Source organism: Kitasatospora sp. NPDC053308, from assembly GCF_055585785.1.
Genome location: NZ_JBVJJY010000010.1, coordinates 206,704 through 232,423 on the forward strand (window position 1 = coordinate 206,704; position 25,720 = coordinate 232,423).

A 25,720-nucleotide genomic window follows, 5' to 3' on the forward strand; every position below is an offset into this window, starting at 1 on the left:
CCCGCACCCACCCGGCGAACCCGCCCCGCCGAACCTAGACTTGCCCCATGCCCCGGCTCAACGACCAGGTCAGGGAGCTGCTCCAGGAGTACGCCGACCTGATCAACATCACCGGCGGGGACGCCTTCCGGGCGCGCGCCTACGAGAAGGCGGCCCGCGCGGTCGGCGGTCACCCCGAGGACCTCGCCGGCCTGGACGTCATGGGTCTCCAGCAGATCCCCGGCGTCGGCAAGTCCACCGCCGAGAAGATCGCCGAGTACCTCTCCACCGGCGGCATCACCGCCCTGGAGGCCCTGCGCGCCGAGATCCCGTCCGGCGTCCGGGAGATGATGGCCGTCCCCAGCGTCGGCCCGAAGCGCGCCCTCGCCCTCTTCCGCGACCTCGGCATCTCCTCGGTGGACGAGCTGGCCGCGGCCGTCCGGGCCGACAAGCTGGCCGATCTGGCCGGCTTCGGGGAGCGCAGCGGGGAGAAGATCCTGCACGGCATCGAGCTGATGCGGCAGTCCGGCGGCCGGAGCCTGCTGGACACCGCCACCGAGCTGGCCGAGCAGCTGGTCGCCGCGCTCTCCGCCGTCCCCGGCTGCACCCGCTGCGCGTACGCCGGCTCGCTGCGCCGGATGCGTGAGACGGTGGGCGACATCGACGTGCTCGCGACGGCCGAGGACTCCGCCCCGCTGATGGCCGCGCTCACCGAACTCCCGTACGTGGCCGAGGTGATCGGGAGCGGGCCGACCAAGACCTCGGTGCGCACCACCCGGGGCGTCCAGGTGGACCTGCGGGTCGTCCCGGAGGAGGACTGGGGGGCCGCGCTGGTCTACTTCACCGGCTCGAAGGCGCACAACATCAAGCTGCGCACGAGGGCCGTGCGGGCCGGGCTGAAGCTCTCCGAGTACGGCCTGTTCGAGGTGGACGGCGGTGCCAAGGTGGTGTCGCGGACCGAGGACGAGGTGTACGCGGCGCTCGGCCTGCCGTGGATCCCACCGCCGCTGCGCGAGGACCGGGGCGAGATCGAGGCCGCGCTGAACGGTGAACTCCCGGACCTCGTCCAGGAATCGGACCTGCGCGGCGACCTGCACACGCACACCGACCTGACCGACGGGCTGGCCACCCTGGAGGAGATGATCGACACCGCGGCCGCCCGCGGCTACTCCTACTTCGCCGTCACCGACCACGCACCGAACCTGGTGATGCAGCGGATGACCGACGAGAAGATCCTCGCCCAGCGCGAGCGGCTGCGGCAACTCGCCGGCCGGCACAAGAAGGTGCGGCTGCTCCACGGCACCGAACTGAACATCGACCCGGACGGCGGCGTGGACTGGCCGCCCGAGTTCCTGGCCGGCTTCGACGTCTGCGTGGCCTCCGTGCACTCGCACTTCAGCCTCGACCGCGCCGCCCAGACCCGTCGGCTGGTCCGCGCCTGCGAGAACCCGTACGTGCACGTCATCGGCCATCTCACCACCCGGCGGATCGGCAGCCGCGGCCCGATCGACGTGGACCTGGACGCGGTGTTCCAGGCCGCTGCGCGCACCGGCACCGCGATCGAGATCAACAGCTCCCCGCAGCGGCTCGACCTGCGCGACGAGGACGTCCTGCGGGCCAAGCGGCACGGCGTCCGGTTCAGCATCGACAGCGACGCGCACGCCACCCCGCACCTCGCCTACCCGCGCTTCGGCATCGGCACGGCGCAGCGCGGCTGGCTCACCGCCGAGGACGTGGTCAACACCTGGACGTGGCAACGGCTGAAGCGCTTCCTCCGCAAGGACGCGCTGCGGTAGCGCCCCTCCGGCGCCGACCGGCCGCACCCGCGCCGCCGGGCCGCCCGTCGGCGCGTCACCGGAGGCCGCCGGAAGCAGTCGGAGGCCGTCGGACGCCGCCGAAGGCCGTCGGACGCCGCCGAAGGCCGTCGAAGGCCGTCGAAGGCCGTCGAAAGCTACCGGACGCCGTCGAAGGCCTCCCGCAGGTCACCCCTCGCCGCAGGAGGCCCCCGGCGAGGCCAACACCCGGGCCGCGCTGCGGTGTCCGAGCCCGGCCGCCAGCCGGAGGTCCCCGGTGTCCGAGCCCCCTCCGCGCAGGAAGGCGGCCAGGAACCCCGCCGCGAAGGCGTCACCGGCACCGGTGAGGTCGCGCACCTCGGCGACCGGTGGCACCGGCACCGTGAACGGCGCCTCGCCGGGCACGTCGACGGTGGTCGCCTCCGCGCCGGCCTTGGTGACCACCGTGGTGGCCGCCAGCCGGCCGCGCTCCGGTCCGGGCAGGCCGTCCACCAGCAGCCCGAGGAAGGCGGACTCGGAGCGGTTGGCGAACAGGAAGGTGGGCGCCGATCCGGCCAGCAGGGCGAGGAAGCGCTCCCGTCCGAACCGCTCCAGCATGCCGGTGGAGGAGGCATCCACCGAGGTGGTGCCGCCCGCCCGCCGGATCCGGGCGAGGGCGTCCGCGGCGGTGGCGCCGACCGGCTCGCCGTCGAAGGAGTAGGCCGGTACGTGCAGGTGGGTCAGCCCGGCCAGCCACGCGTCCGGCACGCGCTCCAGCAGGGTCGCGGCGCCCCGGTCGGGCAGCATGGTCCGCTCGCCGTCCTGGTCGATCAGCACCACGATGCTGCCGGTCCGTCCGCGCCGGGCGACCCGTACGTCCACGCCGTGGCCGGTCAGTTCGGCGACCAGGGCGTCCCCGGTCGCGTCCGCCCCGACGCAGCCGAGGAAGCGGGCCGGGTACTGCCCGGCGGCGAAGCAGGCGACGTTGGCCGCGCTGCCGCCGCGCTGCCGGAAGACCCGGGCGTCGGAGTCGGTGCCGTGCCGCAGCGGCCCGTCGACCCAGACCACGACGTCCTCGACGAGGTCGCCGAGCACCCCCAGCACGGCTCAGGCCCCGGTCTCGGCAGCGGCGCCGGCGGCCCCGGACGTGCCGGCGGCGGCGGAGGCACCCGAGGCGCCGGCGGCAGCGGCAGCGGCAGCGGCGGCAGCGGCCAGAGCGCTGGCGATCTCCCCGCCGAGGCGGACGTTGCCCCGGTAGACCTCGACGTTGACCTCCAGACTGCGCCCGCCGGTGTCGCGCTGGATGTGGTCCAGCAGGAACGGCGTGGACGCGTTGCCGGTGATGCCCCGGCGCTCCGCCTCGGCCCAGGCGCGGGTCAGGATGCCGTCCAGCTCCTCCGGCGGCAGCTGCTTGGCCGGGTCGACCGGGTTGGCGATCAGGACGGCCTGCGGCAGGTCGAGCCGGTCCCGGGCGTCGATGACCTTCGCGGCCTCCTCGGGCGAGTCGACGCTGAAGTTGATCTCGTGGCCGGAGTCGGTGACGTAGAAGCCGGGGTACTTGCGGGTGCGGTAGCCGATGACCGGGATGTTGTAGGTCTCGAAGCGCTCCAGGGTGGCCCGGATGTCGAGGATCGACTTCACGCCGGCGCTGATCACCGTGACCGGCGTGGCGGCCAGGGTGGTCATGTCGGCCGACTCGTCGAAACTCTCCGAGGCGCCGAAGTGGACGCCGCCGAGACCGCCGGTGGAGAACACCCGGATGCCCGCGCGGTGCGCCAGGAAGGCGGTGGCGGCGACGGTGGTGCCGCCGTGCCGGCCGAGCGCGGCGACCACCGGCAGGTCGCGCAGGCTGACCTTGTCCAGGCCGTCGGCGGCGGAGAGTTCGGTGATCTGCTCGGTGCTCAGACCGACCGTCGGCACCCCGGCGTGCACGCCGATGGTGGCCGGGACGACGCCCGCCTCCCGCAGCCGCGCCTCGGCCTCCAGCGCGACGGCCAGGTTGCGGGGGCGCGGCAGGCCGTGGGTGAAGATGGTCGACTCCAGCGCGACCACGGGCCGGCCGGCGGCGAGGGCCGCCACGACCTCTTCGGCGACACGGATCCCGGACGCGGCGGAGCCGGCGGAGGCGGAGGCGGCGGAGGCGGAGGCGGCGGAGGCGGAGGGTGCGGAGGCGGCGGCGGAGGTGCTGGGGGGAAGTCCGGTCATGGTGCGAACTCTCTGTGAGATGCCACTGCGCTGGGGCAACGCGCTGATCAGCGTAGGGAGGGCTCGCATCGGAATCCAGAATGAGTCCTGGGGCTTCCGATAGGCCGTCACCTATGGGTTCGTCCACCCTTCGCCTACCCTGACGGGCATGGGTTTCACCTTGCGTCAGCTGGAGGTCTTCCTGACCGTCGCCGAGACGCTGCACTTCGGCCGGGCCGCCGAACGGCTGCACATCTCGCAGCCGACGGTCAGCCAGGAGGTCGCCCGGCTGGAGCGGACCGTCGGCGTCGAGCTGTTCGACCGCAGCCGCCGCTCGGTCGCGCTCACCGAGGCCGGCGAGGTGATGGCCACCGAGAGCGCGCGCCTGCTCGGGCAGGCCACGGCGCTGCTGACCCGGGTCCGGCTGCACGAGGAGTCCCGGCTGGGCACGGCCCGGATCGTCGCCTCGCCGAGCGTGGTCAACCGGCTGCTGCCCGCCGTGGTCAGCCGGGCCGAGCAGGAGCTGCCCGCACTCGACACCACCGAACTCGCCGTGGACACCGGCCAGGTCTCCACGACGCTCGCGGCCGAACTGGCCGACATCGGCCTCGGCCGCTTCCTGGACGAGGTGGGCGGCTACCGCCTGGAGCGGATCGCCGACGAGCCGGTGCTGGTCGCGCTCGGCCGGGACCACCCGCTCGCCGGCCGGACCAGCCTTCACCTGGCCGAACTGCGGGACCTCCCGCTGCTGTTGTGGCCGCGCGAGCAGCACCCCCGCTACTTCGACCACGTGCTCGGCCTCTGCGGCGACCACGGCGTGGACCCGCCGGTACTGGTCAGCCCGCCGCGGATCGTCGGCTCCCGGCTCTACCTCCTCGCCCGCAACCGCGCCTTCTCACTGGTGCCCGGGTCGATGACCGGCCACCTCACCGAGGAGGTGGCCACCGTACGGCTGGAGGGGCGGGCCACCCTGCCGCTGGAGATGCAGTGGCGGCTGGACGACCGCCGCCCCCGGCTGGCCGTCCTGCGCGACCTCATCCGCCAGGAGGCGGCGGCGCTCGAAGGAGCGTAGGCCGCGGCACGCGAGGAACCGTGGCCCGCAGCGCTCGGAGAACCGTGGCCCGTGGCACGCGAGGAACCGTGGCCCGCAGCGCTCGGAGAACCGTGGCCCGCGAGCGGCAGACCACCGCAGCGCCCGACGCGCGGGCCCGCCCCCTCGCCCGCCACCACCCTTGACGCTGGCATGCCACCGCCGGAAGGATGCCGGATCATCCCTCCGGCCCGCGGCAGCGCCCCGGGCCGCCCGACCCCGGGGATCCGCCTTGGCCCTGCGCCCGCTGCTCCGCCGCGCCGCCGGCTTACTCGGTGCCGCCGTCCTCACCCTGGCCGGCACCCTCACCGCCGCCGGTCCCGCCCGCGCCGACTTCGGCACCGACTACCACGACCCGGTCACCGCCACCCGGCCGCTGACCCGCCCGGACACCCGCTCCTGCACCGTCGAGGCGATGCACCGGCGCGAGTTCCGCAACGGGTACGGCAACCCGCCCGACACCCCGTACACCGCCACCCTGACCCCGCCCGCCGACTGCGCCGGCCCCTGGTCCGCAGTCGTCCTGGACCTCCACGGACAGGTCGCCGGGCGGCAGTTCGACCGGATCTTCAGCGTCCGGATCGGCGGCGTCCAAGTACTGCTCTCCTCCACCCCCGAGCCGTCCAAGGACGGCATCGAGTGGAACGTCGAGCGCGACGTCACCCGCTACGCCCCGCTGTTCACGGGCGGGCCGCAGGAGTTCTCCTTCGACCTCGCCAACGTCACCGACGCCACCTACACCGGTGTCTTCACGATCAGCGCGAGCCTCACCTTCTACACCGCGGACGACCGGTGGCCCGCCGCCCGGGGCGCCGACCGGCTGCTCACCACCGGGCCGTTCGGACTCACCCAGGCCGCGCCCGCCGCCGGGCGCGAACTCACCTTCCCGCAGAACCTGGAACGCCTCACCGCCGAGGTGTACGCGCGGGGCGGCGGCGCCTGCGAGGAGTTCGCGTACGCCTCCGCGCCGGACGCCTTCGTCGCCGCCAATCCCGGCCTCGGCCTCTGCGGCAAGGGCCCGTTCCGCGAACTGCGGCTCACCGTGGACGGCCGGGTGGCCGGCGCGGTCTGGCCCTACCCGGTGATCTACACCGGCGGCTGGGACCCGCTGCTCTGGCGGCCCGTCCCCGGGATCTTCGCCTTCGACCTGCCCGCCTACCGGCTCGACCTCACGCCGTACGTCGGCCTGCTGCTCGACGGCCGCCCGCACACCGTCGGCGTGACGGTGAACGCCGCCGAGGCGCAGAGCAACGACCTGTGGACCGGCCAGGTCAACCTGTTCGCCGAGGTCGACCACGGCGCCGCCCGGACCACCGGGCAGCTCACCGACCACCGGGTCGCCCCGGAGGCCTCCGTCGGCACCGCGCTCGCCGACCACGGCGGCGGCAGCGGCGACTGGACGGTCACCGCCGTCCGCCACGACCTCGCCCGGGGCTGGGTGCAGACCTCGCACGGCCGGATCACCACCGAGGTCCGCGACGACCTCTCCTTCCGCTCCGGACAGCAGCTGCGCGACAGCGGCAACGACGTGACCCTGCACAACGGCACCGACCTCACCCGCACCACCTCCACCTGGGGCGGCGGACCGCACCGCACCACCACCGTCCACGAGGGCGAACCGCTGGACGTGAGCTACCGGGTGAGCCACGACCCGGCCGGCAACACCGACCAGACCACCACCATGGACCTCGGCTACCACCGCGAGAGCACGGCGGCGACCGGCGGCCACGTCACCGAGCGCTCCACCGTCGACCACACCCTGCGCCCCACCGCCCGCCGCCACGACGGCGACCGGACCGTCCGCACCGGCAGCAGCACGGAGGACTACCGCAGCACCGGCCCCCAGGGGCCGTACCACCGCACGCTGAGCTTCGTGGACGGGTGGCCGCAGTGACCTAACGCCCCGCGCTGACCGCACTGCCCGCGCTGGCCGGCGTGGCCGCACCGACCGCGCTGACCGCACTGCCCGGTGTGGCCGCACCGGCCGCTTCGGCGCCGCCCCCGCGCCCCGGTGATCGACGGGAAGAATTGCCCGGATTCGTCCCGTTCACCCCTGGCGCACCGGCCCGAGGAGGCGCATCATGGGAGGTGGACCTGCGAGGTAGCTGAAGGAAGTTCGACCGCAGGAGGCAGTGGCGACAGATCGAGACGGATCAGGGTCTGCCGCTGGTTTTCTACCTCGGTCGACGATCGAACTACCGGCCGGAGGACATCACGTCCGGAGGCCGCCCCCACCTCGCAGGTTCCGCGCGTCCACGGAGCATCCCCTCGGTTCCGTGGACGCGCTGTCCATGTCGGCTCCCTCCCCCGGCCACGCGGGCCACCCCGGCCCGGGGCGCCCCTCCGGTCCGGCGCAGCCCGTCACCCGGGGACGGGGTACCCCATCTCCCAGGCGTGCACGGCGATCCCGACCCGGTTCGCCACCCCGAGCTTGCGCTGGATGCTGGCGACGTGGGTCTTCACCGTCCCCGGCGAGATGAACAGCTCCGCCGCGATGTCCGCGTTGGTGCGACCGGCCGCGACGTGCCCGGCGATCTCCACCTCCCGCTCGGTCAACGGCACCGCGGCCGCGGGCCCCCGACGCCCAGGCCGACGCGGCGCCGTCACGTGCCGCAGCAGCCGGACCGTGACCGACGGGCTGATCAGGCTCTCCCCGTCCGCCGCCGCCCGTACCGCCTCGGCCAGGAGGGACGGGCCGGAACGCTTCAGCAGGAAGCCCGAAGCCCCGTGCTGCAGCGCCGGGTAGACGTACTCGTCCAGGTCGAAGGTGGTCAGCACCACCACCCGCACCGGCTCGGCCACCCCGGGACCGGCCAGCCGCCGGGTCAGCTCCAGTCCGTCCATCCCCGGCATCCGGATGTCCACCAGCGCGACGTCCGGCCGCAGTCGGGCCGCCAGGTGGAGCGCGGCCAGACCGTCCTCGGCCTCCCCGACCACCTCGATGTCCGCCTGGGCCTCCAGGATCCGCCGCACACCGCGCCGCACGGCCTCCTGGTCGTCCGCGACCAGGGTGCGGATCACCCGCGGGGGTTGACCGTTCGCACCCGCCGCACCCGCGCTCGCACTCGTCACCCCGGCAGTCTGCCACGCCCTCGCGGGAGCCCCGGCCCGTCGCCCGTGCCCGTGGCCCCGGTCCGTGGCCCGTGCCCGTCGCCCCAGCCCGCCGCCCACGCCGCAAAGTTCACGCGTCGGCCCCGCCGCGGTTCACCTCCGTGCGGTGAGCTGACCGCCATGAACGCATCCAGTGGACGACTCCCCGTCAGCCGGCGCGGACTCCTGGCCGGCGCCTCCGGTCTCGGGCTCGGCGGCGCCGTGTCCCTCTCCGGCCTCGCGGCCGCCCCGGCGGCGGCCGATCCCGCCGCCTCCCCGCTGCTGTGGCAGCGGCCCGGTCGTTCCGGCGCGCCGCGGGTCGCCGGTCTGCACCTCCAGTTCGGTTCGGACGCCTCCCGCGAGGTGGTGGTGTCCTGGCACACCACCCGGTCCGTCGCCAACCCCCGGGTGATGTACGGGACTTCGAACGGCGGCTTCGGCCGCACCGTGCAGGCCGCGACCCGCACCTACCGGGACGCCGCCTCCGGCACGGAGGTCCAGGCGCACCACGCCCGGCTCACCGGCCTGCACCCGGACACGGACTACGTCTACGCCGCCCTCCACGACGGCGCCACCCCCGAGCTGGGCACCGTCCGCACCGCCCCGCGCGGCCGCTCGGCGTTCACCTTCACCAGCTTCGGCGACCAGGGCACGCCCACCCTCGGCAAGAAGACCGCCAACGGCTACGTCAACGACAACCTCGGCAGCCCCGCCGCCGGCGACACCACCGCCGGGGTCGAGCGGATCGCCCCGCTGTTCCACCTGCTCAACGGCGACCTCTGCTACGCGAACCTCTCCACCGACCCGGTCCGCACCTGGTCCGACTGGTTCGAGAACAACACCCGCTCCGCCCGCCACCGCCCGTGGATGCCCGCGGCCGGCAACCACGAGAACGAGAAGGGCAACGGCCCGATCGGCTACGGCGCGTACCAGGCCTACTTCGAGCTCCCGGCGTCCGGCTCGGATGACGAACTGCACGGCCTCTGGTACGCGTTCACGGCCGGCTCGGTGCGCGTCATCAGCCTCAACAACGACGACGTGGCCCTCCAGGACGGCGGCAACTCCTACGTCCACGGCTACTCCGGCGGCGCACAGCAGCGCTGGCTGGAGCGGGAGTTGGCGGCCGCCGACGCCGACCCGGGGATCGACTGGATCGTGGTCTGCATGCACCAGGTGGTGATCTCCACCGCCGACAAGTTCAACGGCGCCGACCTCGGCATCCGCGAGGCCTGGGTGCCGCTGTTCGACAGGTACGGCGTGGACCTGGTGGTCTGCGGCCACGAGCACCACTACGAGCGCTCCCACCCGATCCGCGGCCAGCAGCCGACCGACACCCGCACCCCGATCCCGGTCGCCACCGGCACGCGGACCATCGACACCACCAAGGGCACCGTCCACATGGTGATCGGCGGCGGCGGCACCTCCGTCCCGTCCAACCAGCTCTTCTTCAACCCCCCGAAGGCCCGCGTCATCACCGGCGTCGGCGCCGTCGACCCGGCCACCGGCAAGCGCCCGCCGGTGTACGTGACCGAGGACGCTCCCTGGTCCGCCTTCCGCGACGCCGACAACCCGTACGGCTTCGCGTCCTTCGACGTCAACCCGGGCGAGCGCGGCGGGCAGACCACCATCGACGTCACCTACTACTCCGTCAGCGGACCGTACGGCGACCTCGTCCCGGTCGACCGCTTCACCCTCACCCGCCCGCGCGGAGCCCGCGGCGGCGGCCGGGGCCGCTGATCCCCTGGTCCCTCATCCCCTGGTCCCGGGCCGATGTTCCGCGGCGGATTCGCGCGCCCGCCCCGGCGGCGCCGGTCGGCCCGTCGAGCGGCGCCGCAGGCCCCGGCCGCACCCCGGCCGGCCGGGCCCGTCACCGCCCCGGCAGGGTGCAGGTGACCTGCCAGCCCGCCGGGTCGACCGGGCCCGCGGTCAGCGAGCCGCCGTGGGCGGCGACCCGGGCGGTGAGGCCGGCCAGTCCGGTCCCGCCGGAGCCCGGGCGGCGGCGCAGCAGCGGCCCGCGGGCCGGGCCGCCGTTGTCGGTGACGCTCACCAGGACGGCGCCGTCGCGTGCGGGGGCCGCCCGGACGGCGATCTCGGTGGCCCGGGGGGCGTGGCGGCGGATGTTGGTGAGCGCCTCCAGGACGACGGCATAGGCGGTCGCCTGGGTCTCGCCGGGGAGCAGGTCGGCGGCGGCGGGGGCCAGCTCGACGGTGGCGCGTAGTCCGCCGCCCGGCGCGTCGAAGCGGGCGACGAGGTCGGGGAGGTCGGCCAGGCCCAGTCGGCGCGTGGTCGCCCCGGCTGGCTGCGCACCACCCCGCTCGCCCCGTTCCCCGGCCTCCCCGGCCTCCCCGGCCTCCCCGGCCTCCCCGGCCTCCCCGGCCTCCCCGGCCTCCCCGGGCTCCCCGGGCTGCGGCTCCCGCAACGCCCCGACCATCTCGTCCATCGAGTCCAGTGCCCGCAGCCCGGCCTCCTCCAGACGGCGCAGCAGCGCGGCGGTCTCCTCCGGCTCCTGGCCCGGGAGTTGGCCGGCCTGGGCCTCCAGCACGATGCCGGTGATCTCGTGGGCGACGAAGTCGTGCAGCCCCCGGGCGACCTCAAGCCGCTGCTCGCGCCGGGCCCGGGCGACGGCCCGCTCCCGGCGGGCGTCCAGGACGCGCAGGTAGAGGGCCACCCCCGCGACCGTGAGCGCCGACAGCAGGGAGAGCAGCACGCCGATCACCGGCCCGGCCGCACCGCCCTGGGGCGTCCGGAGCGCGAACCGCAGTGGCAGCAGGACGGTCGCGAGCCCCACCAGCCCCCCGACCGGCCCCGCCCACCGGTCGGGCAGCCGGCGAACGGCCCGGAACAGCACCACGAGCAGTGCCGTCCACTCGAAGGGCAGCCAGAACGCGGGCAGCCGGTACGGCCCGGGGTAGAGCAGGTCGAGCAGCAGCGAGGCCCCGGCCGCGGCCCCGGCGGCAGCGCCGAGCGTGATCCGCCCGGTGGGCCACGGCAGCACCGCCACCACGGCGGCGAGCACGGCCGTCAGGGCGGGCAGCGCCGCCGCACCGCGGTCGCCGGGGTGGGCGAGCGCCACGGGCGCCGACAGCAGCAGCACGGCCAGGACGGCCGACGACGGCCGGAGCCGGGCGGAACGCGGCACGGCCGGGCGGGGCGGGGAATCGGTGCGCACCCGGCCGAGCCTACGGGCAGCCCCGTCGGGGCGGTCGGGCTGCTCGGGCACCGGCGACGGAGGGATCCGACTCCTCGGGCAGCTCTGCCGGGGGAGGCCGGGCTCCTTCCTGCGGGGGAGCGGGTCGCGTCCGACTCCGCTCCCCAGCGGGAGGCCCGCCGGGCGCGGTCCGGAGCAGACTCGTAGCCGTCGGAACGACCACCCCGAAGGAGAACGAACCGCCTTGAACCGTCGCCTCGCCGCCGTCGCGGCCTCGCTCCTGCTGCCGGCCGCCGCGGTCGCCACCGCCGTACCGGCCTCCGCCGCCGAACCCGCCGCCGCCCAGCCGGCCGCCGCCAGGCAGGCCGCTGTCAGGCCGTCCTCGGGCGTCGAACGATCCGCCGCCGCAAAGGACTTCGGGGCGGTGAGCGTGCGCGGCACCGCGGACACCGTCCTCACCTCCGCCTTCGGTGACTTCGCCGGCGACCCGGTCCGGATCTCGGTCGACGCCCGCGCCGCCACCGACACCGACCCGGGCGGCACCCGGGGCCGCTTCCACGTCCGCCACGTGCACCACGACGGGCGGCTGGTCGCCGACTTCGAGGGGGACATCACCTGCCTCGGCGTCGGCGGGCGGGAGGCGATCGCCACCGGTGTGATCACCAAGGGCGAGGCGCCCTGGTTCCCGGGCCTGGAGATGGCCGGCCAGAAGGTCTCGATCTCCGTGGAGGACAACGGCCCGCGCAGGGACCGGCTCGGCTGGGTCTGGGGGGCGCTCGGCCAGCCGGTGTCGGACTGCCAGGGCGCGGTACCGTTCATCCGCACGACCGGTGGCGACTTCACCGTGCGCGGCTGACACCCGCCCGACCAGGGCGCTCCGGGGCCTCCAGGGGTCCGTACGGGGGTGGCGGCGCCACGGCGACGGCGCGCCACGGGGGTGTGCGCCGGCGCCCCGCCGCCACCCGACCACCTGGACCCCGGAGGCCCCGATGGCATCTGACCGCCCGACCGCCCGACCGCTCCACGGCCGGCGGCACGAGGGCCACCCGCAGCAGGGCGCGGGGTCCAACGACTTCACAGGGGAGGGCCGTTGACCTCCGCGCCGGGTCCTCGCCGCTCCGCACCCGGGGCCCCGGCCGGCGGGCCGAGGCTGCCCGACTACGGCCGACTCGCCGCCGTCGGGCCGTACTTCGCGCTGGACACCTCCCCCGGCGGTCCGCCCGAGGGCTTCCGCCCGTTGCCCGAGCTGTACGCCACCGGCCCGGACGCCCCGCTGGCCGCCCGCCTGCGGGTGGTGGCCCGGCGCCTCGGCACCGCCGAACCCCGGGTCGCCGCCTCGATCCTGCACCTCGGGTTGGCCGCCCGCTTCTGGTCGGTGGGCCTCGGCTCGGCCGTCCTGCTGGGGACGGTCCCGACCCTGGAACACGCCTGGGTACGGATCCCGGACCAGGGCCCGATCGATCTCTGGACGCCTCCGGAGCCGGTCCACCCCTCCTCCGCCTCGCTCGCCGACCGGCTCCACACAGCCGTCCTGGTGGGCCGGTTGGAGCCGCTGGCGGCCGCCGTCCGGGCCGCCGCCCCGCTCTCACCGCGCCTGCTGCTGGGCAACGCCGCCTCCGCGTTGGCCGGCACGCTCCGGGTGCTGGACGCCCACGCACCGGGCCCCGCACGGGCGTTGGTCGCGGAGCTGCTGGACCGTCCGCCGCTGGCGGGGTCCGGCACACTGCGCACCGGCCCTCGCGGCACCGCGTTCCGACGGAACAGCTGCTGCCTCTACTACCGGGTCGGGCCGGGCGCCGGGCTCTGCGGGGACTGCTGCTTCACCCAGCCGCCCGCGCGCGCCGAGCGCATCCGCTGAGCCGCCCACGCCAAGCGCGCCGGCTGACCGGCCTACCCGCACCACGCGCGCCGGCCGGGGCGGCCCGCGTTCCGGCCCGCGTCCGGCTTGTCCAGGGCCGGAACGCGGGCCGCCGTCCCCGCCCGGTGCCGATGCCCGCGGCACCGGGCGGAGTCTTCCCGTGGGGGCGCGGTCAGACCGCGACCGCCTCCTCCATCTCCTCCTCCGCCTCGGCCGGCGTCTCCACCGCGCGCCGCCCGCGGCGCTCGTAGGCCGCCCCGGCCAGCACGGCCACGCCGCCGAGCAGCAGCCAGACCAGCAGGGTCACGACGTGCCCGCCGAGGCCCGCGCCGCCGTCGAAGTAGAGCAGGCTGCGCGCTCCCTCCAGGAAGCCGGCGCCGGTCCAGAAGCCGTGCAGGGCGCCGAAGAAGCCGTTCTGCAGCTCGGGGCGGTAGATGCCGCCGGAGGAGGTGAAGTTGAGCATCACGAACAGGACCATCATCGTCAGCGTGGTCCACTTCTTCAGGAAGCTGTGCAGGCCGACGCCGATCAGCAGGATGCCCGCCGAGTAGAGCCAGCCGAGCGCCCAGACCGCGGCGAGGTCGTGGTCGACGACGTGGAACACCGGCCCGGCGGTGACGATCCCGATCACGCTGACCGCCAGCGAGACCGCCACCCCGACCGCCACCCGGAGCCCCATGCCCAGCGCGGCTCCGGCGGCGCCGATGACCGCGACGCTCGCGTACGAGCCGATGCTCAGCGCGACCAGGAGGAAGAACAGGCCTTGGCCGGTCGGGTCGCCCTCGGCCGGCGTGGTCAGGTCGGTGACGTGCAGCGGGACACCCCGCTGGTCGGTGACGTTCGTGAACACCGCTGTGGCGGCGACCACCGAGGTGTCCGAGTTCCCCTTGGCGACGATCAGCTCGGGGCTCCGGGCGTCCGGCACGAAGGCGCCGACCAGGTCGCGGTCGCGCAGTTGCCGCTCGGCGGCGGCGCGGTCGTCGAGGGTGCGGACGTCGAGCGCGTCCCCGGCCTTCTGCCGGATCGCCTCCGCCAGCCCGTGCGCCTGCGGCGTGGTGCCGACCACGGCGACCTTGAGGTGGTGCGGTTCCGGCTGGTGGAAGGCGCCCTGGTAGGCGAGCGCCATGCCGAGGCACATCAGCAGCGGCGTGATCAGGTGGACGGCGAGGTGCTTGAGCGGGTGCCCCGGCGTGGGCGCCGCGGCGGGGTTCTGGGGTGTGCTCATGGCGTTCGTACCGTCCTCCGGTGGTGTCTCATCCGCTTCGTAAAGATGGCAAATACAACCAATGTGGATGGTAAATGCAACCGTTTACGGATGTAGCTTACAACCGTTCTGCGGTACGGGGAAGCCGGCCCGAACCGGCCGGCCTCCCCGTCCGCGCTCAGACCAGCTCGAACACGCCGTACGAGAACCCGTCCGCCCGCAGCTCCCCGTCCGCCACCCGCACGCCCCGCACCTCCAGCGGCCGCACCTCGGACGGTCGCCCCCGTTGCGGCAGGGCGGACAGGCTCACGGCGCCCGGCTCCCGGCGCGGGTTGACCGCCACCAGGTACCGACCGGCCCGGGTGTAGACCAGCGGGTACCCGGCGTTCCGGACCTCCACCCCGCCCCCGGAGCCCAGCCCCGGGTGGGCCCGGCGCAGCGCGATCAGCCGGCGCACGGTGTGCAGGAGCGAGGTCGGGTCCGCCCGCTGGGAGAGCACGTCCGGGCGGTGGGGGTCCGGGTCCACCGGCAGGTACAGCCGCTCGGGCGGCGCGCTGGAGAACCCGGCCGTGGCGCCGGGAGTCCATTGCATCGGCGTGCGCGAACCGGCCCGGTTGAAGCGCGGGCCGAGCGCGCTGCCCTCGGTGTCGGGCAGACCGGGCAGGTAGCGCATGCCGATCTCGTCGCCGTAGTAGACGGCCGGGAGGGTGGGCCAGGTGAGCAGGAAGGCGAAGGCGGGGGCGAGTTGCTCGGCGGTGCGCGATCCCGCGGCCAGCCGGGAGAAGTCGTGGTTCGCGGTCGGCAGCACGATGTGCCCGCTGCCCTCGGTGAGTTCGGCGGCCGAGCGCCAGGCGTCCAGGAAGTACTGCGGGGTGCCCCGGCCCTCGGCCTCGAAGTAGCACGCCTCCTGGTGCCAGAACTCCTCGACCGTACCGCCGTTGTTGTTCCAGAGGGAGCGCAGCGGGAGGCCCTGGTCCGCGCCGCCGAAGTGCAGGAAGAAGTCCGCGTGGAAGCCGGCCGCGACGGCGGTGGCCGGGTCCCCCCACTCGGCGAGCAGGGCGGCCTGGGGGTGGGTGCGGTCCAGCCAGTCGCGCAGCTCGGTCCAGAGCTTGGCCGTCTCCACCGTGCCCGGATCGTCCTTGACCAGCGAGTACGCCATGTCCACCCGGAAGCCGGAGACGCCGAGCCCGAGCCAGTGCGCCATGATCCCGCGCAGTGCCGCCCGGTTGGCGCGCGGGCCCTCGGCGTCCACCGGCTGGCGCCAGGGTTCGTCCGAACGGCTGCGCGCGTAGCCGAAGTTGAGGGCCGGCTGACAGTCGAAGAAGTTCGGCCGGTACCAGCCGGGGCGGCTGCCGGGCGAGGCGACGAAGCCGTCCACCTGCCGGTCGGACCAGATGTAGCGGTGGTCGGCCGGGTCCTCGGCGGCGGCCAGGAACCACGGGTGGCGGTCCGAGGTGTGCCCGGCGACCAGGTCCAGCAGGATCCGGATGCCCTTGCCGCGGGCGGCCTCGACCAGCGCGACCAGGTCCTCGGTGCTGCCGTAGCGCGGGGCGGGGGCGAGGTAGTCGGTGATGTCGTAGCCGGCGTCGCGGAACGGCGAGGCGAAGCAGGGGTTGAGCCACACCGTGTCGACGCCGAGCCAGGCGAGGTGGTCGAGGTGCTCGGTGATGCCGGCGAAGTCGCCGATGCCGTCGCCGTCGGAGTCGGCGAAGGTCTGCGGGTAGATCTGGTAGAGGACGGCGTCGGCGAGCCAGTCGGGGCCGGGGCGGGTCGAGGTCATGGGCGGGTCCTCCTGCCGGGTCCGGGGCCCGGGTGCACCGGGCGGGGCTGAGCCGGGCCGGACTCGGCCGGGGCCGAGCCGGGTGCCACCGATTCTCGTCCAATCCCGGCCGTCCCGACAGCCCCCGCCTCGCCCCCGCCGCGTCCGCCCGGCCGGGCGCTCGGTCCGGCCGGGCGGACGCGTGTCCTGGCCTCAGGCGCCCCCGCAGGCCGCCGTGAACGCCCTGGCCCGCCGGGTGATCTCCGCCCAGTCACCCGCCGCGACCGCCTCCGGCGGCACCACGTCCGTGCCGGCGCAGACCGCGAGCGCGCCCTGCGCCAGGAACTCGGCGGCGTTGCCGGCGTTCACCCCGCCCGAGGCCACCAGCGGGACGTCCGGGTACGGGCCGCGCAGGTCCTTGAAGTAGCCGGGGCCGAACGCCCGGGAGGGGAAGATCTTGACGGCGGCGGCACCGAGGTCGACGGCGTGGGCCACCTCGGTCGGGGTGAGCGCCCCGAGCACCACCGGCACCCCGGCGGCCTGCGCGGCCCGCGCGACCTCGGGCCGGCAGCCGGGCGTGACCAGGAAGGACGCCCCGACCGCGACCCCGCGCTCGGCCTGGTCCGCGGTCAGCACGGTGCCGACGCCGACCCGGTACCCGGCCCGTGCCGCCATCTTCAGATGTCCCGTCACATCGGGTGTGGTGTAGGTGAATTCGGTCCAGTCGATGCCGCCGGCGGCGAGCGCGGCGCACAGCGCGGGGGCGTCCGGGATCCGCGGCGCGCGGACCACCGCGATCACCCGGTCGCGCCTGAGGGCGGAGAGGGGGTTCATCCGGCGCGGACTCCTCGGTCGACGGCCCGGGTTCCCAGGTCGGCGGGGCGGATCCCCCGGTCGACGGCCCGGGTTCCCCGGTCGGTGCGGCGCAGCGCCCGTCCGGGCCGGGCGCCGGTGGTGCGGCCCTCCCGGAGGACGGCGACGCCGTTGACGTACACGGCCTCGATGCCCTCGGCGGGCCGCCGAGGCTCCTCGAAGGTGGCGGTGTCCCGGATCCGCTCGGGGTCGAACAGCACCAGGTCGGCGTGGTGGCCCGGGGCGATCCGGCCGCGGCGGTGCAGGCCCAACCGGGCGGCGGGCCGACCGGTCATCCGGGCGACGGTCTCCTCCAGCGTCAGGACGCCCGACTCCCGGCTGTAGTGGCCGAGGTAGCGCGGGAAGGTGCCCCAGGCGCGCGGGTGCGGCCGGGCACCGACCAGCAGCCCGTCGCTGCCGACGGTGTGCGCCCGGTGGCGCATGATCGCCCGGACGTTCTCCTCGTGCCCGACGTGCTGGAGGATCGTCGTGCCCAACTCGTCCCGGCGCAGCAGGTCCAGGAAGACCTCCGTGCCGGTCCGCCGCTGTTCGACGGCGAGTTCGGCGACGGTCCGGCCGACGGTGGGCGCCAGTCCGGCCGACCGCACGCCGGAGATCTGGACCGTCGCCCAGTCGGTGACCACGCCGTGGCAGCCGTCGCTGCCCTTCTCCTCCATCTCGTACCGGATCCGGGCGCACTGCGCCGGATCGGTGAGCCTGGCCAGCGTCGCCGACGGTCCGCCCTCGGCGGCCCAACTCGGCAGCAGGGCGGCCAGGGTGGTGGAGCCGGGCAGGTAGGGGTAGCTGTCCAGGGTGAGGTCCACGCCGTCGGCGAGCGCCCGGTCGAGCAGGTCCAGCAGTTCGCCGGCCCGGCCCCGGTTGACGCCGAAGTTCATCGTGGCGTGGGTCAGGTGCAGCCCGCAGCCGCTCCGCCGGGAGATCTCCACCATCTCCGCGTATCCCTCCAACGCCCCTTCTCCGTACGAGCGTTGGTGCGGCGCGTGGAAGCCCCCGTAGGCCGCGACCACGGTGCACAGCGCGACCAGTTCGGCGGTGTCCGCGTACGTCCCGGGGGTGTAGCTGAGGCCGCTGGACATGCCGACCGCGCCGTCCAGCAGGTTCCGCGCCAACACCTGCCGCATCCGGTCGAGTTCGGCCGCGGTGGGCGGGCGGTCGGCCCACCCGAGGACGAGCGTACGGAGCGTGCCGTGCGGCACGAGGTAGCAGGCGTTGACGGCGACGCCGGTGCGGTCGATCCGGTCCAGGTAACCGGCGGTGTCGCGCCAGTCCCAGTCGAGATCGGCCGGATCGCCGTTCCAGCCGGCGAGTTGGCGGCGCAGCGCGGGCAGGGTGCTGTCGTCCACCGGGGCGTAGGACAGGCCGTCCTGGCCGAGGACCTCGCAGGTGACGCCCTGGGTGACCTTGGCCGGGTGGTCGGGGTCGAGCAGCAGGGCGAGGTCGGAGTGGGCGTGCATGTCGATGAAGCCGGGGGCCAGGACCAGCCCGTCGGCGTCCACCACCTCGGGCGCGGTGAGTCGGTCGCCGATCTCGGTGATCAGGCCGTCGGCGATCCGTACGTCCGCCCGGTAGCGCTCGGCGCCGGTGCCGTCCACGACGGTGGCGCCGCGGAAGACCGTCGCACCCGCCCCGGCCGCACCTCCGCCCGGACCGCCCGCCCTGCCCTGACCGCCCGCCTCGCCTGGACCGCCGACATCCGCCCCGCCCGCACCCGCCCCGCCCGCACCCGCCCCGGCCGCACCCGCGGCACCCGGAGCCGCCCCGCCCGCACCCGCGGCACCCGGAGCCGCCCCGGCCGCTCTCGCCCCGGCCATCAGAAGAAGGTCCTGACCAGCCCGGTGACCTTCGGTTCGGCCGCGTCCGCCGAATCCAGCACCGGGATCGCCGTCCACCTGTCGAAGGCCGTGCACGGGTGCGACACCCCCAACCGCAGCACCGCGCCGATCGGCGCCAGGTCGCCCGCGTCCCGCAGGAAGGCGTGCTGGTCGTTGAGCGCGGTGATCCGGGCCGCTGTACCGGTCAACTCGGCTCCTCCGCGCACCCGTTGCGGCTCGGGCAGCCCCTCGTCGAAGGGCAGGTCGCGCTTCCCGGCGTCCAACAGCGCGAGCTGCGGCTCGGGCCGGGAGATCACCCGGGCCCAGCCGTGCAGCGCACCGCGGAACGGCGCCTCGCCGCCGGCCCGGGCGAGCGGCGAGATGCCCCGGTAGAAGCCGTCGTCGTGGGCGATGTAGGCGCCCGAGCGCAGCACCACCAGGGCGTCCGGAAGGTCCGCCAACTCCTCGACCACCAGGTCGAAGTAGGCACTGCCTCCGGCCGTGACCACCGGCGGCGCTCCGTCCGGGTAGGCGCTCGCGAGCCGGCCGTGCAGCCGGGCCAGCGCCGCGAGGTACTCGCGGACGGTGGCCAGTCCGCCGGCCGTGGCGTCGTGCGCGAGCGCGCCCTCGTACCCGCCGACGCCCGCGAGCCGCAGGGTGGGGGCGCGCAGCACGGCGGCCGCGACCTCGACGGCGGCGTCCACTCCGCGGGCGCCGGTCCGTCCGCCCGGGCCGCCGAGTTCGACCAGCACCTCGACCGGCCGCGCGGCCCCGGCGGCGCGCAGCGCCTCGTCCATCAGCCGCACGCTCTCGGCGGAGTCGACCCAGGAGAGGAAGGCGAAGGACGGGTCGGCGGCGAGCTCGTCGGCGAGCCAGGCGAGTCCGGCCGGGTCGAGCAGGGTGTTGGCGAGCAGGATCCGCTGCACCCCGAAGGCCCGGGCGACCCGCACCTGGGGCAGGTTGGCGAGGGTGATGCCGTGGCTTCCGGCGTCGAGCTGGGCCTGCCAGAGGGCGGGCGCCATGGTGGTCTTGCCGTGCGGGGCGAGCGCGACGCCCGCCTTGGCGCACCAGTCGGCCATGGTGCGGACGTTGTGCTCGACCGCGGCACCGTCCAGGGTGAGCAGCGGGGTGCCGAGCGAGGAGAGCGTCGGCCCGTCGGCCAGCCACTCCCGTACGGTGCGGCCCCACGACTCCGGCGGCGCGGCCTTGAACCGCCAGTCCAGCGGCTCGTCGGCCAGGGCCGCCACCGCGCCGCGGGCGATGCCCGGCCCGGTGCCGCCGCTCGCGAAGGTCTGCTCCACCGTCTTCCTCCATCCGCCATGTTGCAACATGCGCAACGAGGGTTGCACATGCTGGCAGCACGGTTCTAGCATCGGCGCCGGATCACGGTCAACGGAACCGGCTCACACCGAGCGGACCCGGCCGAACCCGCCCCGGACCCGACCCCGCCCGACCCTGACCCGCCCGACCCGGACCCGACTCCACACATCTCCGCCCCGGACGCCCAGGCCGGACCCCGGCCCGGACCGCCCGGAACCGACGCACGCTCGACCGACCGGCCCCGCACGCGACGGCCCGGCCGCAGACGAGGAGCCCCGCCCATGCCGCGACAGGACACCCAGGGCCCGCCCCGCCCGGGCCCGCGCCCGGCGGCCGTGTGCGTGGGCGAGTCGATGGCCGTGCTGCTCCCGGACCGCCCCGGCCCGCTGGAGTCGGTGGAGCACTTCCGGCTCTCCGTCGGCGGCGCCGAGTCCAACGTGGCCGGCACGCTGGCCGCGCTCGGCGTGCCGACCGCCTGGATCAGCCGGGTCGGTGACGACGGCTTCGGCCGCCGCCTGCTCGCCGAGGTCGCGGCGCGCGGCGTGGACGTCTCGGCCGTCAGGGTCGATCCGCACCGCCCGACCGGCCTCTACCTCAAGGAGGTCGGCGGCACCACCGGCCACGACCACGACCTCGGCCCCGGCCGCAGTCGCCTGCACTACCACCGGCGCGGCTCGGCGGCCGCCGCGCTCTCCCCCGCCCTGCTCACCGACCCGGCCGCCGCCGCCCTGCTGGCCGGAGCCCGCCTGCTGCACCTGTCCGGCATCACCGCCGCGCTCTCCGACGACTGCCTCGCCCTGCTGCGCGTCCTGCTCGCCGACCGCCGTCCGGGCCGGCTCGTCAGCTTCGACCTCAACTGGCGCCCCGCGCTGTGGCGGGACCGCGATCCGGCCGTACTGCCGCCCCTGCTGGACGCCGCCGACCTGCTGCTGCTCGGCGCCGACGAGGCGCAGGCCGCCTTCGGCACCGGTGACCCGACCGCCCTGCGCCGCCGCTTCCCGTCCCCCGCGACCCTCGTGGTCAAGGACGCGGACCGGCACGTCACGGCTCTGGAGCGGGACGGCACGGCGGTCACCGAACCGGCCCTCGCCGTGGAGGTGGTCGAGGCCACGGGCGCGGGGGACGCCTTCGCCGCCGGCTACCTGGCCGGCACCGTCCGCGGCCTGGACCAGCGCCGTCGGCTGCGGCTCGGCCACCTGAGCGCCGCCTGCGCGCTGACCGCCCACGGCGACCAGGCCGAACTGCCGCCCGCCGCCGTGGTGTCGGCGCTGCTCGACGCCTCCCCCGCCGACTGGGCCGCCACCCGGGTCACCGCCGACGGCATCACCGGCCCGACCCTGCCCACCGGCCGCGCGGCGTCCGCCGCCCCGGCCCGGCCCGGCCGCCCGAACACCATGAGCACGAACCCCGGCCCCCGGAGCGGAGCACGATGAGCCAGACCGTCACCCGCGCCCTGCGCATCCTCGCCGAGCTCGGCGAGGGCGAACGTTCCCTCGACCAGCTCGCCGAGGTGCTCGGCGTCCACAAGACGACGGTGCTCCGGCTGCTCCAGAGCCTCGAAGAGGAACGATTCGTCTACCGCGACGCGGCCTACCGCTACCACCTCGGCGCCGGTCTCTTCGCGCTCTCCGGCCTGGCCCTGGAGCAGCGCGGCGTCCGCCGGATCGCCGGCCCGCACCTGGCCGAGCTGAACGCCGCGACCGGCCAGACCGTGCACCTGGCCGCGTACGAGGGCGGCGAGGTGGTCTACATCGACAAGTTCGACTCCCGCCACCCGGTCCGGATGTACTCCCGGATCGGCCTGCGCGCCGCGCTGCACAGCGCCGCCGTCTCCAAGGTGCTGCTGGCCGACCTGCCGCTGCCCGAGCGCCGCCGGGTGGTGGCCGGGATCGACTTCGTCCGGCACACCGAGCGCACGCTCACCACCCCCGAGGCCCTGCTCGCCGAGCTGGAGAAGGTCGCCGCCCAGGGCTGGGCGCAGGACCACGCCGAGCACGAGGCCTTCATCAACTGCGTGGCCGCGCCGATCCGGGACGCCAGCGGACGGGTCGTCGCCGCCGCGTCCATCTCCGTCCCGGACGTCGTCCTCCCGTACGACCAGGTGCTGGACCTCCTCCCCCAGTTGCTCGCCACCGCTCGCGCCGTCTCGGCCGACTGCGGCCGCCCCGAATCCAGCTGACGATCCGTCGCCCACCAAGGAGAGCCATGTCCGCCGAGCACGCCCCGACCGCCGACAAGACCGAGATCCGCACCGACGGCGCCCCCGCCCCCGCCTGGGTGTTCTCCCAGGGCGTCCGCAAGGGCCCGATCCTGCAGGTCTCCGGCCAGGGCCCGCAGGACCCGGCGACCGGCGAGTACCTCCACCGCGGCGACGTGAGGGCGCAGACCCGGCGCACCCTGGAGAACGTCAAGGCCGTCGTCGAGGCCGGCGGCGCGACCATCGAGGACGTGGTGATGTTCCGCGTCTACCTCACCAAGCGCGCCGACTTCCCGCTGATGAACGAGGTCTACGCGGAGTTCATCGAGGAGAACATCAAGCCCGGCGGCGTGAAGCCCTGCCGCACCACCGTCTTCGTCGAGCTCCCGCAGGAGCCGATGCTGGTCGAGATCGACGCCCAGGCCGTCATCGCCTGACGCCGCCCCACCCCCCAGGGCTCGGACGCCCCCTCGATGGGCCGCGTCCGGGCCCTCGGCACACCCGGACTCCCCGCGCACCCCGTACCCCCACACCCCGGCGCCCGCGGTGTTCCCGGCCGCCGCACGCCCGCTTGCCACGCCCCACCACCACCATTAGGTTAGGCTCACCTAACTTCCCTGGAGGTCCGTCCATGAGCCTGCCCACCGGCGACACCGAGGTCCCCGAGCCCACCACCGCCGAACGGATCCTCAGCCTGCTCGGCACGACCTCCTCGCTCACCGTCCGCGCCCTGGGCGAGCAGCACGACCTGGACACCCCGGTCTCCGTCCACCACTCCCGCCTGCGGCTGCGTGCCCCGCTGGACGCGCCGCTCACCGCGGCCCTCGCCCGCGCCACCGAGGGCCTCGCCGTCGTCCTCGACGTCACCGACGTCGCCCCCGTCGCCGTCCGCGACCGCGTCCGCGCCCGCCTCACCCTGGCCGGCCGACTGCACCTGGCCCACCTCGCCGACGACGGCCTCAGCGTCCACCTGCACGTGGACGTCGCCCACGCCGTCCTCGCCACCCCGTACGGCACCGGCGCGGTCACCGCCGCCGACCTCGCCCTCGCCGCCCCCGACCCGATGGCCCGCCACGAGGCCGCGATGCTCACCCACGTCGCCGACGAGCACCCCGACGCGCTCCACGCCCTCACCCGGCTGCTCGACCCGGCCCTGCTCACCCGCAACCCGGCCGTCCGCCCGCTCGCCCTGGACCGCCACGGCCTGGTGCTGCGCCTGGACCACCCGGACGGCCACCGCGACGTCCGTCTGGTCTTCCCCGAGCCGGCCCGCGACCCCGAGGACTTCGGCCGCCGGATGCACGAGCTGCTGTCCGCCGCCCGGTACGGCCTCCCGGCCCACCACCACTGAACCGCCCGCACCGCCCGCGGTCCCGCACGGCCCGCGGTCCCGGACGGCCCCGGCGGACTCACCGTTCCACCGCGCCCTCCGCCACGATCCGCCCCTCCGCGGGTACAGCCGGGGCCGCCACCGCCCCACCGCGAGCGCCGGCACCCCGGCCGCCACCACCGGCCCGCCCATCGCCACCCCGCCACCAGCGGCGCGACCAGCACCCCGAGCCAGTGCGCCGTCTCTTGGTGCCGCCCCCGCACGTGGAAGTCCCCGTCCGCCGCGCAGGAGCAGAGCCTCCGCACCACCAGGACCGCTGTCCCACGAGCGCGTCGGAGGCCGCGACCGCCCCGCGCAACGAACCGACACCCCGACAACCCGACAACCGGACAACCCGACAACTGGACCGCGCGACAACCAGACCCCGCGACAACCAGCCGCCGATCACCCGGAGTCGACGCCCCGCCCGAAGGTCCCTAAGGCCCGGCCCCGGCCCCGGCCCGGAAACGACAGTGGCCGGCCCGGCTCGCGAGGGAGGTTGGTCCCACGAGCCGGGCCGGCCTGGGCGTGTCCCGCGCCCATGTCCACTGTGCGGCGATCACCCGGTCGAGCGGTCACCCGACATGACCATCCCGGAGGATCGATTCGCTCCGCAGCAGCGGTGGTTCTGGTACCCCGGCAGGGTCAGAGCGCGACGCCGTGCGCGCGCAGGTAGGCGACCGGGTCGATGTCCGAGCCGTACTCCGGACCGGTGCGGATCTCGAAGTGCAGGTGCGGACCGGTCACGTTGCCGGTGGCGCCGGAGAGGCCGATCTGCTGGCCGACGGTGACGGTCTGACCGATCGACACGCCGATCACGGAGAGGTGCGCGTACTGGGCGTAGTGGCCGTCGGCAAGCTTGATCTCGACCTCGTTGCCGTAGGCGCCGCCGTTGCCGGCCTTGACCACGACACCGTTGGCGACGGCACGCAGCGGGGTGCCGGTGGAGGCGACGAAGTCCTGGCCGGTGTGGTGGCCGGAGGCCCACATCGAGCCGGCCACGCCATAGGCCTCACCCAGCACCGGGTGGGCCAGCGGCGCGACGTAGCCGGAGGTCGAGGCGACCGGAGCGGCGGTCACGGCCGGGGCCGGAGCGGCGGTCTGAACCTGGGTCTGCACGGGGGCGGACGGCTTGGCGGCCTCGGTCTTGACCTGGACCTGCGCCTGCGGCTTCGCGGGAGCGGCCGGGGCGGCCGGCTTGGCGGGAGCGGCCGGAGCGGCGGCGTGGCCGGTGAGCGCGAGCTGCTGGCCCGGGAAGATCAGGTTCGGGTTGGCGCCGACGACCGAGCGGTTCTGCTCGTACAGCGCGTGCCAGCCGCCCTCGACGTTCTTGGCGTCGGCGATCTTGGACAGGGTGTCGCCGCTGACGACGCGGTAGCTTTCGGCGACCTTGGCCGCGGCGGCCGGCTTGGCCTCGGCCGCGGAGTCCGCCGCAACGGCAGCGGAGGAGGCGGCGACCGGGGCGACCGGGGCGGTGTGGGCCTGGGCGCTGCTCATCGCGGTGACGAGCGGAAGGGCGAAGGAGACGCCGGTGACGGCGGTGGCGATGCCGATGCGGGCGGCGCGGGGCAGAGCGATACGACGAGCCTGAGCAGGCATGGAAGTTTCCTCTCCGACGCCTGCGAGGTGAGCTGTCGGGTTCGGGCTGGAGTTGCCCGGCCGCATGCGCGGCTTCACCCCTAGCCGGTCCTGGACGCCCGCGCCCTGAGGCGCGAACTCCGGTCCGGCGACTTACCTGTGGGTCCCCCGCTCCTGCCGTACAGAGTTCAGTTCGAACCACCGGGCAGCGGCAGGACTCGGCGTTCCACCCGGTGGATCCGTCCGGACTGGCCGGGCGGTCGCTGAACTAAAACCCATCCGTTCGGGTGAAGCAATGTCGATCTCTTGAACCGGCAACCACCCCTCCCGGGGCGGTGACCCTCCGAATGATCCACTGCACGGTGTGTACACAATCCATTCACCGCGCGCCACTGATCCACGACCCTGCGCCGACGTCGACGGCGCTGCGCGACCGTCCGCTCACGTACCGCTCGGCACCAACACGCACTCCGGTGACCCTTGTCACG

General features: G+C 75.1%; 20 protein-coding genes and 1 riboswitch. Of the genes, 10 read left to right on the forward strand and 10 right to left on the reverse strand.

The window, feature by feature from the left end; translation table 11 throughout:
* Positions 1-47 precede the first annotated feature (47 nt).
* On the forward strand, positions 48-1,775 hold the full coding sequence (gene polX, locus ACZ6Y7_RS23310; protein ID WP_465759842.1) for a DNA polymerase/3'-5' exonuclease PolX: 1,728 nt from the start codon (positions 48-50) through the stop codon (positions 1,773-1,775).
* A 186-nt stretch (positions 1,776-1,961) separates the two neighbouring features.
* On the opposite strand, the gene ACZ6Y7_RS23315 is transcribed toward polX, so the two are convergent.
* Both ACZ6Y7_RS23315 and ACZ6Y7_RS23320 read right to left on the reverse strand, forming a co-directional pair.
* Entirely contained in the window at positions 1,962-2,855 is an 894-nt protein-coding gene (locus ACZ6Y7_RS23315) for a carbohydrate kinase family protein (RefSeq protein ID WP_465759843.1), read from the reverse strand.
* 3 nt (positions 2,856-2,858) lie between these two features.
* Entirely contained in the window at positions 2,859-3,956 is a 1,098-nt protein-coding gene (locus ACZ6Y7_RS23320) for a pseudouridine-5'-phosphate glycosidase (protein ID WP_465759844.1), read from the reverse strand.
* Between the two features lie 148 nt (positions 3,957-4,104).
* Here ACZ6Y7_RS23320 and ACZ6Y7_RS23325 point away from each other — a divergent pair, with 148 nt between their 5' ends.
* Together ACZ6Y7_RS23325 and ACZ6Y7_RS23330 are read left to right on the forward strand one after the other, a co-directional pair.
* On the forward strand, positions 4,105-5,007 hold the full coding sequence (locus ACZ6Y7_RS23325) for a LysR family transcriptional regulator (protein ID WP_465759845.1): 903 nt from the start codon (positions 4,105-4,107) through the stop codon (positions 5,005-5,007).
* Between the two features lie 250 nt (positions 5,008-5,257).
* A complete protein-coding gene (locus ACZ6Y7_RS23330; RefSeq protein ID WP_465759846.1) occupies positions 5,258-6,919 on the forward strand; it encodes a peptide-N4-asparagine amidase in 1,662 nt (553 codons plus the stop codon).
* Positions 6,920-7,386: 467 nt separating this feature from the next.
* Here the strand turns inward: ACZ6Y7_RS23330 and ACZ6Y7_RS23335 are convergent, their stop codons facing one another.
* A complete protein-coding gene (locus tag ACZ6Y7_RS23335) occupies positions 7,387-8,046 on the reverse strand; it encodes a response regulator (protein ID WP_465759897.1) in 660 nt (219 codons plus the stop codon).
* A 210-nt stretch (positions 8,047-8,256) separates the two neighbouring features.
* Here ACZ6Y7_RS23335 and ACZ6Y7_RS23340 point away from each other — a divergent pair, with 210 nt between their 5' ends.
* Positions 8,257-9,852, forward strand: coding sequence for a purple acid phosphatase family protein (locus tag ACZ6Y7_RS23340; RefSeq protein ID WP_465759847.1), 1,596 nt, complete (start codon positions 8,257-8,259; stop codon positions 9,850-9,852).
* 130 nt (positions 9,853-9,982) lie between these two features.
* On the opposite strand, the gene ACZ6Y7_RS23345 is transcribed toward ACZ6Y7_RS23340, so the two are convergent.
* Positions 9,983-11,284: a sensor histidine kinase gene (locus tag ACZ6Y7_RS23345; protein WP_465759848.1), complete on the reverse strand. Its 1,302-nt coding sequence runs from the start codon at positions 11,282-11,284 to the stop codon at positions 9,983-9,985.
* A gap of 223 nt (positions 11,285-11,507) precedes the next feature.
* Between ACZ6Y7_RS23345 and ACZ6Y7_RS23350 the strand changes: the two genes are divergently transcribed.
* Both ACZ6Y7_RS23350 and ACZ6Y7_RS23355 read left to right on the forward strand, forming a co-directional pair.
* A complete protein-coding gene (locus ACZ6Y7_RS23350) occupies positions 11,508-12,119 on the forward strand; it encodes a hypothetical protein (RefSeq protein WP_465759849.1) in 612 nt (203 codons plus the stop codon).
* Positions 12,120-12,413: 294 nt separating this feature from the next.
* On the forward strand, positions 12,414-13,121 hold the full coding sequence (locus ACZ6Y7_RS23355; protein WP_465759898.1) for a (2Fe-2S)-binding protein: 708 nt from the start codon (positions 12,414-12,416) through the stop codon (positions 13,119-13,121).
* Positions 13,122-13,293: 172 nt separating this feature from the next.
* Here the strand turns inward: ACZ6Y7_RS23355 and ACZ6Y7_RS23360 are convergent, their stop codons facing one another.
* The 5 genes from ACZ6Y7_RS23360 to ACZ6Y7_RS23380 form a co-directional block, all read right to left on the reverse strand.
* Entirely contained in the window at positions 13,294-14,346 is a 1,053-nt protein-coding gene (locus ACZ6Y7_RS23360; RefSeq protein WP_465759850.1) for an ABC-2 transporter permease, read from the reverse strand.
* A gap of 157 nt (positions 14,347-14,503) precedes the next feature.
* A complete protein-coding gene (locus ACZ6Y7_RS23365; protein WP_465759851.1) occupies positions 14,504-16,105 on the reverse strand; it encodes an alpha-amylase family glycosyl hydrolase in 1,602 nt (533 codons plus the stop codon).
* A 192-nt stretch (positions 16,106-16,297) separates the two neighbouring features.
* Positions 16,298-16,918: a bifunctional 4-hydroxy-2-oxoglutarate aldolase/2-dehydro-3-deoxy-phosphogluconate aldolase gene (locus ACZ6Y7_RS23370; RefSeq protein ID WP_465759852.1), complete on the reverse strand. Its 621-nt coding sequence runs from the start codon at positions 16,916-16,918 to the stop codon at positions 16,298-16,300.
* Entirely contained in the window at positions 16,915-18,768 is a 1,854-nt protein-coding gene (locus tag ACZ6Y7_RS23375; RefSeq protein WP_465759853.1) for an N-acyl-D-amino-acid deacylase family protein, read from the reverse strand. The genes ACZ6Y7_RS23370 and ACZ6Y7_RS23375 overlap by 4 nt, the downstream gene beginning before the upstream one ends.
* The gene (locus ACZ6Y7_RS23380; protein ID WP_465759854.1) at positions 18,768-20,069 is read right to left on the reverse strand and encodes a type III PLP-dependent enzyme domain-containing protein; all 1,302 of its coding nucleotides are present in this window, start codon (positions 20,067-20,069) and stop codon (positions 18,768-18,770) included. The genes ACZ6Y7_RS23375 and ACZ6Y7_RS23380 overlap by 1 nt, the downstream gene beginning before the upstream one ends.
* A gap of 300 nt (positions 20,070-20,369) precedes the next feature.
* Between ACZ6Y7_RS23380 and ACZ6Y7_RS23385 the strand changes: the two genes are divergently transcribed.
* From ACZ6Y7_RS23385 to ACZ6Y7_RS23400, 4 genes are all read left to right on the forward strand, one after another.
* A complete protein-coding gene (locus ACZ6Y7_RS23385; protein WP_465759855.1) occupies positions 20,370-21,521 on the forward strand; it encodes a sugar kinase in 1,152 nt (383 codons plus the stop codon).
* Positions 21,518-22,267, forward strand: a complete 750-nt coding sequence (locus tag ACZ6Y7_RS23390; protein ID WP_465759856.1) for an IclR family transcriptional regulator — start codon at positions 21,518-21,520, stop codon at positions 22,265-22,267. The genes ACZ6Y7_RS23385 and ACZ6Y7_RS23390 overlap by 4 nt, the downstream gene beginning before the upstream one ends.
* 26 nt (positions 22,268-22,293) lie before the next feature.
* On the forward strand, positions 22,294-22,722 hold the full coding sequence (locus ACZ6Y7_RS23395; protein WP_465759857.1) for a RidA family protein: 429 nt from the start codon (positions 22,294-22,296) through the stop codon (positions 22,720-22,722).
* A gap of 194 nt (positions 22,723-22,916) precedes the next feature.
* Positions 22,917-23,636, forward strand: coding sequence for a DUF2470 domain-containing protein (locus ACZ6Y7_RS23400; RefSeq protein WP_465759858.1), 720 nt, complete (start codon positions 22,917-22,919; stop codon positions 23,634-23,636).
* A gap of 663 nt (positions 23,637-24,299) precedes the next feature.
* Here the strand turns inward: ACZ6Y7_RS23400 and ACZ6Y7_RS23405 are convergent.
* Entirely contained in the window at positions 24,300-25,253 is a 954-nt protein-coding gene (locus ACZ6Y7_RS23405) for a M23 family metallopeptidase (protein WP_465759859.1), read from the reverse strand.
* A gap of 2 nt (positions 25,254-25,255) precedes the next feature.
* Positions 25,256-25,436: riboswitch (cyclic di-AMP (ydaO/yuaA leader) on the reverse strand.
* Positions 25,437-25,720 lie beyond the last annotated feature (284 nt).